The sequence below is a fragment of the Marinobacter metalliresistant genome (genome assembly GCF_038098645.1).
Classification (GTDB): Bacteria; Pseudomonadota; Gammaproteobacteria; order Pseudomonadales; family Oleiphilaceae; genus Marinobacter; species Marinobacter metalliresistant.
The window spans coordinates 2,331,922-2,343,210 of record NZ_CP101118.1 but is presented as its reverse complement, the minus strand read 5'-3'; the positions used below and the strand labels follow the sequence as shown (position 1 = coordinate 2,343,210).

Here is an 11,289-nt window from a genome sequence, read left to right as displayed (position 1 = left end):
TCAGGCCCGCGCTTTCGCGAGCCTGAGCACATTCCGGTCAGCTGCTATCGAGCATTTTAAGGCGTGCCCAGGTTCGGTCCTGCTCGTTTGGGAAGTGCTGGAGCAGGAGTTCTTCGCGACGGGCTTCCAGATCCTGTGCTGCCAGTCCGTTTGCGCCTTTGCGATTCAGTGCCTCCTGAAAACTCTGGAAGCGCTGATCAAACCGCTCCCGATGTTCCAGGTAGCTCACCACGCCCTCGACGCCCTCGGGGTCAAGGCCAAGATCGGTCAGTTGCTGGCCGGCAGCGTCCGCCGAGCTGGCATTGGTGATGGCGGCGATACGTGCCTGTTGCTGGCGGGTGGTGGCGTAAAGGCGCTCCTCGGTCGTTTTCAGGGCCTCCGGCAACTGGTTCCGATGCCATTCAACCAATGCCTGCTTGCCCTGCTGGCTCAGGTCGTCCCGCTGCTGGATGGCCAGCGTGGCCAGGGTGTATTCGCTGTAGGCTTCCTCGAGCCCGAAGAAGGCCTGGTGAACCTCGGCATCGAAGGTGGATTGGCGAAGCCTCTTCAGTTGTGCCATGGCATCGCCCAGCGCTGCCAACTGGTAGCCGGCGTCGCCTTGCCGGCGGGGATCCAGTCGGGTTTGCATCACGGCCAGCGATGCCTGTTTGTAAGCGAGGTACTGGTCAAGCAGTGCCAGTGCCTGCCCGGAAGCGGGCTCTGGCAGATGCGTCCGGGCCATCTGCTCAATCTGGCGGATGGCTGTTTCCGGCGAAACCTCACCGACGGTACTGAGAAAATAGTCGAAGAAGTCGCGGACCTTCAGGTCAATGACCAGTTGGCCGTCTCCATCTGCCTTCAGGGCGCCGTCGATATCGGTGCCGGCCAGGGACGGCGCAAAAGGCTCTGGGCCTAGTGACCTGGGGGTGGTGTTGGGTGCCGGCGGAACCCCGGCCTCCACTGGCGCGGCTGCGGGAAGGGTCCCGGGCGAGGGCCGCGCGGGCCCGGTTTGCTGCGCACTGGAAAGCGGCGCTTCGGCGGTTGGCAAAGGCGGGTAATCGTTGATGCCGTACCAGAGGCCGCTGCCGGCCAGAATGGCCGACAGGGCAACGGGAAACAGCCATCGACGGTGACCGATGAGGGGCTGTTTCATGATCGCCTCACAACCCGCGGTTTTTCAGGCGGTTGGCCTGGGTACGGTAGAGGGTAACCGGATTGGTCCACAGGGAGCGGGCGCCCAGCAGGTGGTTGATGGCATCCACGTGGTTCATGTCGTATTGGGTACCGATCACGTTACCCATCATGGTCGAACAGACGCCGACCAGCCCGTCGTTCGGCTCGCTGCCGAAGGCCAGGGCGGTAATGCCCAGGAAGGGGTCGGTGATGTCAAAGACGTTGGTCCAGACGCCACGGCCGGTCCAGGAAAAGAATTTGATGCGGTTGCCGTTGATCCACACGTCCTCGCTGGTGCCGGCGCAGGCGTTGCGGTTAACCCCTTTCCAGCCCAGCGCATCGTTCAGGCTGGTGGTTCCGGGCGTTGTCAGGGTCTCCAGCGCGGCCAGTCCGTCTTGTGGGTTATTGGCGCCGGACAGGGCGTTGATCAGATCGCCGAGGGCGTTGGCAATGGCGTCCGCCCCGCCTTCCACATAGCTGCCGGGCGGAAGAATGCCGCGAACCACGTCTGCCACTTTGGAGCCTTTGTTGACGCCGTCGATGGAGGTGATCGAGGCAATCCGCTGGGGAATCAGTGCGGCGGTCACCCGGGAGGTGGGGGCACCCTGGCTGTGGGCCATCAGGTTGACCTTGGCATGGCCCAGGCTGTTGACATAGTTGGCCAGTTGCTGGCCCCGTTGCTCACTGCTGTTGACGAAAGACACGCTGGCGCTATAAACCCGTGCGCCACTGCGCTCCAGGTTCCAGGGAATGGTGTGGAAGTAGTTGACCAGCCCACCGATGGTGTTGAAGCCGGTAACGCCATGGACCAGAACGATGGGGTAGCGGGTCTGGGTGTAACCGGCGTGGCTGAGAAACGAGGCGGACAGCATGGCCAGCCCCAGCATGACTGCTGCGGTAAATCGGATACGCATGGTTGACTCCTGTTGTTTTTGTTGACGGCTGCGTTTTACAGCCGACGGTCGTCGATGCGTTGTCGATTATTCGGGCCAAAGGGGCGGGCGGGAATCGCCCATTTGGGTGAGGGCGTGAAGCCGGGGCATGGCGGAGTGTTCAGGAAAACCGGTGAGGCTCCAGCTCCATGTGCTGGATGCGCTGGCCGAGCATGATGATGCGGCCGGTGTAACGTTCTTCGCCGGTAGACGTGAAATCGAACAGAAATCGGCGCCATACCCGGATCCGGCCCTGATCATCGCGCTTGAACCAGAGGCCCCGAAGGAATACAGCATCGTCCAGAAGCATGACATCCATAGTCTTGCAGTAGCGACGGGCGGCCTGAAGTACAAAATCCTTGATGGCTTTGGCGCGCCACCAGTACCAGACGGCGAATCCGGCCACAAACAGCCAGAACAGGGTTCCAAGAGTCACGGTTTCAGCGATCTTCCATGGTTTTTCAGAGGGTTGATCGCCAGACTACCTTATTGCGTTGGCTCGGGGAATCGTTGCCTTTTCTCCGCCGCCGGCGTCGGCAACAGTCGGTCACACAACATCTGCAGAAAATGGCTGGTCAGCAGCTGCGCCTGGTCGACATTGTTGCCGAGATGCTCCGATTCTTCCCGGGCGTTTTCGCTGCTCCGGACCGACCGGTTGCCGAGTTCCAGAAGCCGCTCTGCCTGCTTCAATGGCGGCGTTCAGTGCCAGCAGGTTGGTCTGTTCGGCGATGTCCGAGATAACGTCCAGAACCATGCCGATGGCATCGCTTTTCTCGGACAGGGTCGTCATGCGTTCATTGGCTGCGGAGAGCTGGTTTTTCAGCCCGGAAAGCGACTGATTCATTGACCGCATCTGGTCACGGCATTGTCCGGCGGACTGGCGTGCATCGTCAGTTGCCTGGTGGCTGCGGGTGGTCAGTTCGCTGACCCGGCGGACACTCTCGGCCAGCTCCTCAAACGCCCGGCTGATATCCTGTATCTCACCCTGTTGACTGCGGATGCTGGCCACCGAGTTGGCAACCCATTCAACCGTCCGCTGCTTGCGGCCGTGGAGTTTGCCAATATTGCCATGCATTCGGGCGGAGACGGCCCTGAGAATGGCGTCCCGCTTTTGCCGGTCGAATTCGATCCAGGCCCCTTCGTCCCGGCGGCCCGTGTAGATCCAGGGCATGGCCGGATGCGCGGCGCAGCAGGCAGAGCGGGCGCCGCGCACCATTGGCAGGGTAAGCCAGAACAGCGCGGCGAATACCAGCAGCAAAAGCCCCTCGATGGCCAGCATAGTGGGCAGGCTGAGCCCGCCCGGAGCCAATCCCGGAATGGCCAGCGCCAGGAGGCCATAAAGGCTGAAAAGCTTGACGGCCAGGGGAGGGCTGGCGGCCAGATAGCGCCGGGGCACCTTGCCCGTGTTCCAGGCCTTGTAGAGTTTTTCGGCCCGCTTGATCTGGTCGGGGTGGGGCCGCGTCCGGACCGACTGGAACTCGACAATGTCGCCGTCTTTGCGAATCGGCGTCACAAACGCGTCAACCCAGTAGTGATCACCATTCCGGCATCGGTTCTTGACAATCCCGCGCCAGGATTCACCGGCCCTGATGGTACGCCACTGATCCTCGAAGGCGCCTGGCGGCATATCCGGGTGGCGTATCAGGTTGTGGGGTTGGCCCATCAGCTCGTCCAGAGGGTAATCGGCCACTTCGGCAAACTCCTCATTGGCGGCGGTGATCTTTCCCCGAAGGTCGGTTGTGGTTATCAGGTGATAGTGTTCCGGGTACACCCGCTCTCGCTGGGTCACAGGTTGGTTAACGCGCATGGAAAATCCTTTCCTGAGTCGCTGTTCGTGTTATTGCCAGTCAACTATCGGCCGCACCCGGACGCTCCGGTATCCGATTATTGCAATAATTGAGCGAACCTTCAGTTTTTCTTGTGCTTTGGTCTGAAGCCGGTGGTTTTTGCAATATATGGCTATGTTGGCGACATATACGGCTTAAGCTGATGCCTGATCCGTCGGGATCGGGTTCAGGTTCAGGGATCGCTGAAAGGAGTAAGCAGCGGATGCAGGTAGTACAGCAACAGGATTTCCGGGCCCTGGTGGATAACCACCCCAGGGCAATCATGCTGTCCACGACAGAACCACGAATCGTCTACGCCAATCGGATGTTTCGCGCTGTCACCGGATACCAGTCAGATGAGGTCCTTGGACAGCCACCGTCGATACTGAGTTCCGGCCTGCACTCGCCCGAGTTCTATCAGGCCATGTGGCAAAGCCTTGAGCGACACGGGCGCTGGGAGGGGCTGATCTGGAACCGCCGAAAGAGCGGCGAGACCTATCCCCAGTGGCTGACAATCTATCCCGTGGAGCATGGAAATCGTCGATTCTGGGCCGGTGTGTTCACGGACGTTGGTGATGTGGCGGCGGGCGACGAGCGCCTGGCCTCGCTGGCTTACTACGACCCCCTCACCGAGCTGCCGAACCGTTCCCTGTTCCAGGAGTTCCTCAAGGCCCGTGTGGCCCGGCGCGCCCGTGACAGTCACCGGTTCGCCGTGCTGTTTGTGGATCTTGATTTCTTCAAATCGGTTAATGACCTCCACGGCCACGAATGCGGTGATCGCGTGCTGCAGCACGCCGCCCACTGCATCCAGAGCGTTCTGAGAAAGGGTGACGTGGTGGCGAGGCTGTCGGGTGATGAGTTTTCGGCCATTATAGAGTTGCAGTCCGGGGAGGATCTGGACGGTGTCTGTCAACGCATGATCCACATTTTCCAGGCCCCGATGGTGGTCGATCATCGTGAGTATTTTCTTTCAGCTTCCGTTGGCGCGGCGGTTTATCCGGAGCACGGCAAAACAGGCAGTGAGTTGCTGCAGAACGCAGACAGGGCCATGTACACGGCAAAGCTCGCTGGCCGGGCCTGTTATCGTCTCTATAGCGAAGTGGACACGGAGCAGGGCCGGCATGAACAACGCCTGTCGGAGGCCCTGATGGCTTCCCTGAAAACCGCTCCGGAAGAATTCAGTGTGGTCTACCAGCCCCAGTATTGGCTTGACAGTGGTCGCATCGCGGGCCTGGAGGCGCTGCTGCGCTGGCGGCATCCGGAGTTTGGCGTTGTCTCGCCCGCCGAGTTTGTCCCTATTGCCGAACAGCGTGGTCATATTCACGAGCTGACGGGGCATTTGGTGCGCTGTATCCTCGCCGACCTCCCGGATTCCCCGGGATTGCTGCCCCGGGACCTTCGGCTGGCGATCAATATCTCCGCCCGTCAGATCACCGATTCACGTCTGGAGGGGCTGCTTGGTCCGCTCTTTTGCCGCATTCGGCGGATAGGCTGGCTGCCGGAAATCGAGATTACCGAAACCCACCTGATGAACCTTTCCCCGCAATGCCTGAACCGGCTGCGGGAATTCGGTCATCAGGGGGTGGGTGTGGCAATTGATGATTTCGGGACCGGTTACTCGTCACTGGCTTACCTTCATACCCTGCCGGTTCAGGTGCTCAAGATTGACCGGCAGTTCACCTGGCGACTTGGCGGCAAGTCCGGGGATTCGCGGATTGTCGCGGCGATTCTGGGGATTGCCGAGGCCCTTGGCCTGGAGGTGGTTGCAGAGGGCATCGAGAGCGAGGATCAGCACAGCCGGTTGCGTGAACTGAAGTGCCACCGGGGACAGGGATTTCTAATGGCCAGACCGTTGCCCTGGCAGGCATTGGGCAGTGCACTGGTTGATTAACATCAATAACAGGCAAAAAAAGCGCCGGTTTCAGGGTGTTTTGCAACATCTGGCTACTGGAAACGCCCGGGTTGCCCTGATAGTGGGTAAAAACCACTTTCCTCCCGAACCTTATGCCAAACAAAGCACCCGATCAAGAACTTGATGCCTATCTGCGACTCAACCGGGCGTTTCCCGGAGAGTGGCTTGTCGCCCTGCGAAAGCTCTCTGGTTGGGATGGTGTGAAGTGTCAGCTGCACTCAGGCAGTGGCACGGCTGGTGCCCTGTCGGCACTGACGTCCAGTCTGGGCAGGGTGGTTTGTATCCAAGCCAGTCAGGCCATGGAGATCACTTGCTGGAGTGCGTCAGATCCGGTGTTTCTGCTGCCGCTGGCCGGCGACCCAGAGATCGCTCTGCAGGGCAAGCCGGGGCAGCCCATGCTGCATTTAACGGCTGCCCGATCCTCAGACCGGTTCAGGCTGCGCCTGCCCCGGAATGGCCGGGTCATGATTCTCCGGCCGGCAGCCGGAATCCCGGACAGCCTGATCAGAGACGAAGGCGACAAACGCCTTGCCGCCTGCCAGAATCTGATCACGGAGTATCTGCATAGCTCGTCCTTTTTCAGGGACGATGCTCACGCAAGAGAGCTGACCGATGACCTCTTCCGGCAACTGGCGGCAATGGAGCGGAATGAGGGGGGCGCCACCTCGCGGGCACCCCGAGCTTGATCGCCGGATAGTCCGGATGATCGAAAAAATCCGGCAGGAACCTGCCTGGGACTTTAACCTGCGGGAGCTGGCCAGCCATTCCGGTGTCAGCGAGCGAAACCTCTATTACCTGATGAAGCGGGAAACCGGGATGACGCCCTACCGGTTTTACCAGCGCAACCGGTTAATCAGGGTGCGGCGCAGGCTGGTGGATTGCCAGTGCAAGGTGCCCCACATTTCCTGGTATGCAGCTGATGAGGGCTTCTCCCACCTTGGCCGGTTCGCGGCCCTCTATCGGGAGCATTTCGGAGAACTGCCCAGTGAGACCGTGCAGTGGCGTCGCAACCTGCAGCACCGGAAGCCAGTCTCTGCCCCGGCCCCGGCGCTGGACTGAATTCCGGAACGGCAATAAAGAACCCGGCTCACTGAATGGTGGCCGGGGTTTTTCCAGTTGCCGGATTTAGTGAGCCGTTGCCGGCTTACCGTTATCGTCACCATCGGACGTGTCCGAGTACTCATCGGCTCCCGAACCATGGTGGTCCCGCCCCAGCAGGATATAGAACGCGGGCAGTACGAAGATGGTAAACAGCGTGCCGATACCCAGGCCGGCACTGATGGTCAGGCCAATGGCAAAGCGGCTTTCCGCGCCCGGGCCGATCGCAATCAACAGGGGCACCATGGCAAAGATCAGCGCCAGGGACGTCATAATGATCGGCCGCAGACGGATCGCGGCGGCTTCCACCACGGCATCAAACTTGTTCAGCCCACGTTCCTTTTGCAGCTGATTGGCAAACTCGACAATCAGGATGCCGTTCTTGGACACCACGCCGATCAGCGTGATCAGCCCGACCTGGGTGTAGATGTTCATGGTGGCGAAGCCGAGCACGATAAACGCCATGGCGCCGGCCACCGACATGGGTACCGAGACCAGAATGATGAACGGATCGCGCCAGCTCTCGAACTGGGCCGCCAGAACCAGGTAGATCACCAGCAGCGACAGGAAGAAGGTCACCATCAGGGCGCTGCCCTGAGTGGCAAGCTGGCGGCTCTGACCGGTGTAGTCATACGTGAAGCCCTGGGGGAAAACCTCTTCCGCCGTACGTTCCATGAAATCCATGGCGCTACCGGCGGCAACGCCGGGCATGACCACACCCTGGAGGGTCAGCGAGTTCTGCTGATTGAACTGGGTCCGGTTTGACGGCTCAACCTGCTGGCTGAAGCTCACGACACTCCCCAGTGGTACCAGTGCACCGTTATCGGCACGGATGTAGTACTCATTGAGCGCCTGGGCGTCCAGACGGAACTGCTGGTCAACCTGCGGAATAACCTGATAGGACCGTCCTTCCATACTGAACCGGTTGATGTAACCGCCTCCCAGCATGCTCGACAGGCTCTGGCCAACGTCCTGCATCGACAGACCCAGATCCGCAACCCGGTCCCGGTCCACATTGATGCGGGTAATCGGGCGGTCGAAGTTGATGGACTTCTGCAGGAACATAAAGTTGCCACTGGCCATGGCCTTACCCAGCATCTCGTCGGCCACCTGGTCCAGTTGCTCGTAACTGCTGCCCGTGGTGATCACGAACTGGAAGGGCAACCCGCCACCGGAGCCAGGCAGGGACGGCCGCGGGAATACGGCGGTCTGCAGACCGGTTACCTTTTTCAGCTCAGCGTCCAGCAGCGGCTGGGCTTCGAACTGGCTGATGTCCCGTTCGCTCCAGGGCGCCATCTTGAAGCCACCGAATACCGCGTTGGGGCCGGTGATGCCGATGATCATGAAGTCTTCGTTGTACCCCGGAACGGCAGACATGCGTTCCTGAATTTCATCACCATGCTCCAGCAGGTAGTCGAGGGTTGAGGTCTGGGGCCCGAGGCCCTGATAGAACAGAATGCCCTGATCCTCGGTGGGTGCCAGTTCGTTCTGGCTCATCGTTACCATGAAGTAGATGGACACAAGTACCACGATTGCAAAGAACACCACCACCGACCTGGTCTGCATCAGTGAACTCAGGGCAGACTTGTAACCCGCCGCCAGGCCGTTGAAGCTGCGCTCGACCAGGCTCTCGAATTTCCCGGAGTTACCGTGAGGCTTCAGCACCTTCCCTGACAGCATGGGCGAGAGTGTCAGGGCGACAATGCCTGAAATGACAACGGTGCCGGCCAGGGTGAAGGCAAACTCCGTGAACAGTGAACCGACCAGGCCACCCATAAAGCCAATGGGGGCATAAACCGCCACCAGCGTTGTGGTCATGGCAATGATCGGCACCGCCATCTCCCGCGCGCCATTGATTGCCGCCTCAAAGCGGGATTCGCCCTGCTCGATGTGGCGGTGCACGTTCTCAACCATGATGATGGCGTCATCCACCACCAGGCCGATGGCCAGCACCAGGGACAGCAGGGTGAGCAGGTTCAGCGAGAAACCGAACATCAGCATGATGAAGGCGCCACCGATCAATGACAGTGGCACGGCGACGGAAGGCACGATGGATGCGCGTACCGAGCCGAGACACAGGAATACCACCACCAGAACGATGATCATGGCCTCCAGCAGCGTCTGGATCACCTCATTGATGGAGTCCTCAATGAAGTCCGAGGCGTCATAGGCCAGTCGCACGTTCAGGCCGGAGGGTAACTGGCTCTCGATATCCGGCAGTTCGCCCTTTACCAGGCCTGCGACGGTCAGCGGGTTGGCGCCGGGGGCCAGTTCAATGGCCACGTAGGTGGCTGGCTGCCCTTTGTACAGGGCCAACTGATCATAGGTTTCCGAGCCCAGCTCGACACGGGCAATATCCTGCAGGCGGATCTGGGTGCCATCGGCCTGTTTGATGACCAGATTCCGGAACTGGTCCGGGTCCGCCACATCGGTGTCGCTGGTCATGCTGATTTCGGTGTAGGTGCCCTTGGTGTTGCCTACGGCGGCCTGATAGTTGTTGGCACGCAGCCTCGCCACCACTTCCGGGGGTGTCATATCCACGGCGGCCAGGCGTTCGGGGTCCAGCCAGACCCGAAGGGCGAATTTCCGGCCCAGCAGCTCGGCTTTACCGACACCGGAGAGCGCCTGAAGCCGGGGCTGGACAACCCGGGTCAGGTAATCGGTGATCTGGGGCACTGCCAGCTCGGTACTGTAGAAGGCAATGTACATCAGCGCCGTGGAATCGCCGGTGGTAGAGGTGATCACCGGGTCCTCGGCTTCGGCAGGCAGCACATTGCGCTGGCTGGCCACTTTGGCCTGAATCTCCGCCAGGGCCGCATTGGCGTCATAGTTCAGCACCATCTTGGCTTCGATGGTGGAGATGCCCTGGGAACTGGTGGAGGTCAGGTAGTCGATACCACTGGCTTCCGCTATCGCCTGTTGCAGGGGGGTGGTGATAAAGCCCTTGATCAGATCTGAGCTGGCACCCGGATAGGCGGTTGTCACCGTCACAGTGGTGCTCTCGAGTTCCGGATACTGCCGGATCTCCATTTCCATGGCGGCCCTTGCGCCAAGGAGCAGAATCAGCAGGCTGACCACCGTCGCCAGTACCGGGCGGTGGATAAAAATGTCAGTGAAGCGCATTACTCAGGTGCCTCCTGCGGCTCTTCGTCCTGAATGGCGACCTTTTGCCCGGCGCGCAGCCGCAGCAGTCCCTTGGCGACAATGGTCTCACCCGCTTCCAGGCCGGAAAGCACGGCGACGCGGGTGTTCCGGGTCTCACCGGTGGTGACGGTGCGTCGGCTGACGACCAGATTACCCTCGTCGTTTTCCTCAACAACAAACACGAAGTCGCCGTAGGTGTTATAGGAGATTGCGGTCCGCGGCACGGTTACCACGTCATTGTCTCCCGGTTGTCGGGTCAGGACCGTTGCAAACATGCCCGGGCGCAGCAGGCTCTCGGGATTATCCAGGGTGGCGCGAACGCGAACGGTCCGGGTCTCCGGGTTGACCGACGTGTTGATGGCGCTGACCGCGCCCTCGAAATCCTGTTCGGGCACCGCCGCCACTTTGGCGACCACCGCATAACCCGGCTTCGCGTTTGGCAGGTTTTTCTCAGACAGGGTGTAATCCACATAGATCGGATCAAGCATGTTGATCTCGACAATAGGGGTGCCGGTGGCAATGTATTCGCCCTGGTCGACCATCCGGATGCCGAGGGTGCCATCGAACGGAGCGCGGATGATTTTCTTGCTGAGCTGGGCCTCGGCTTCGTTAACCCGGGCCCGGGCGGCATCGAAGTTGGCCTTGGATTCATCGTACTGGGACTGGGAAACGGCGCGCCTGGGAAGCAGGTCGGAAACCCGCTTGAACTCCTGCTCCGCCAGTTGTGCCTCGGCGCGGCGTGTGCGCAGGGCAGCCTCATCGATGGCGGCATCGATGCGGATCAATATGTCGCCCTGTTTAACCGCGTCACCGGACTCGAAATTGATGGTCTCAACAACACCGGGCACCTCGTTGGCAACCTCAATGCCGTTAACCGCCTCAATGCTGCCCACCGCCTTGATGGCGGGTGTCCAGCTTTCGGTCTGTGCCTTGGTTGCGGAGATCTGGGCGGGCGGCTGGGGCTGGGACATCTGCTCCTGCATCTGGCCAAACTGGTAGAACTTGTAGCCGAAGATACCTCCGAACACCACGCCGAGGAAAATGATGACGATCAGAAAGCGGGAAGCAGTGCGCATAGTTCAGGTCCTGGAAATCTGAGTCCGGCCGTTGCGATTCAAGTATCGGTGAATATACAGGGAGGCTGGCGATCTGTGCTCCCTTGCCGATCCATTGCCCGACGACGGACTGATTGAATACGTGAATCATTCATGTTTGACAAAGCATA

The 11,289-nt window shown here is 60.4% G+C and carries 9 protein-coding genes; 3 read left to right on the top strand and 6 right to left on the bottom strand.

The genetic code is table 11. The features are described from left to right. Positions 1 to 37: 37 nt before the first annotated feature. The 4 genes from NLK58_RS10995 to NLK58_RS10980 all read right to left on the bottom strand — a co-directional run bounded on the left by NLK58_RS10995 (position 38) and on the right by NLK58_RS10980 (position 3,891). Positions 38 to 1,132 (bottom strand): lipase secretion chaperone, encoded by a 1,095-nt coding sequence (locus NLK58_RS10995; protein ID WP_341580763.1) that lies wholly within the window; start codon positions 1,130 to 1,132, stop codon positions 38 to 40. Between the two features lie 7 nt (positions 1,133 to 1,139). Next, a complete protein-coding gene (locus tag NLK58_RS10990; protein ID WP_117618587.1) occupies positions 1,140 to 2,066 on the bottom strand; it encodes a triacylglycerol lipase in 927 nt (308 codons plus the stop codon). Between the two features lie 139 nt (positions 2,067 to 2,205). Next, entirely contained in the window at positions 2,206 to 2,520 is a 315-nt protein-coding gene (locus NLK58_RS10985; RefSeq protein ID WP_117618586.1) for a DUF3301 domain-containing protein, read from the bottom strand. Between the two features lie 111 nt (positions 2,521 to 2,631). Further along, positions 2,632 to 3,891, bottom strand: a complete 1,260-nt coding sequence (locus NLK58_RS10980) for a PAS domain-containing protein (RefSeq protein WP_341580762.1) — start codon at positions 3,889 to 3,891, stop codon at positions 2,632 to 2,634. 242 nt (positions 3,892 to 4,133) lie between these two features. Between NLK58_RS10980 and NLK58_RS10975 the strand changes: the two genes are divergently transcribed. The 3 genes from NLK58_RS10975 to NLK58_RS10965 all read left to right on the top strand — a co-directional run bounded on the left by NLK58_RS10975 (position 4,134) and on the right by NLK58_RS10965 (position 6,881). After that, on the top strand, positions 4,134 to 5,801 hold the full coding sequence (locus tag NLK58_RS10975; RefSeq protein WP_341580761.1) for an EAL domain-containing protein: 1,668 nt from the start codon (positions 4,134 to 4,136) through the stop codon (positions 5,799 to 5,801). A gap of 113 nt (positions 5,802 to 5,914) precedes the next feature. Continuing rightward, entirely contained in the window at positions 5,915 to 6,508 is a 594-nt protein-coding gene (locus NLK58_RS10970) for a hypothetical protein (RefSeq protein ID WP_341580760.1), read from the top strand. Between the two features lie 16 nt (positions 6,509 to 6,524). Then, the gene (locus NLK58_RS10965) at positions 6,525 to 6,881 is read left to right on the top strand and encodes a helix-turn-helix domain-containing protein (RefSeq protein ID WP_341580759.1); all 357 of its coding nucleotides are present in this window, start codon (positions 6,525 to 6,527) and stop codon (positions 6,879 to 6,881) included. Between the two features lie 66 nt (positions 6,882 to 6,947). Here NLK58_RS10965 and NLK58_RS10960 read toward each other — a convergent pair whose 3' ends face one another. After that, positions 6,948 to 10,043 carry an efflux RND transporter permease subunit gene (locus NLK58_RS10960; RefSeq protein ID WP_117618583.1) on the bottom strand — a complete coding sequence of 1,032 codons (3,096 nt, stop codon included), beginning with the start codon at positions 10,041 to 10,043 and terminating at the stop codon, positions 6,948 to 6,950. Beyond that, positions 10,043 to 11,140, bottom strand: a complete 1,098-nt coding sequence (locus NLK58_RS10955) for an efflux RND transporter periplasmic adaptor subunit (protein ID WP_341580758.1) — start codon at positions 11,138 to 11,140, stop codon at positions 10,043 to 10,045. Before NLK58_RS10955 ends, NLK58_RS10960 begins: the two co-directional genes overlap by 1 nt. Between the last annotated feature and the right edge of the window lie 149 nt (positions 11,141 to 11,289).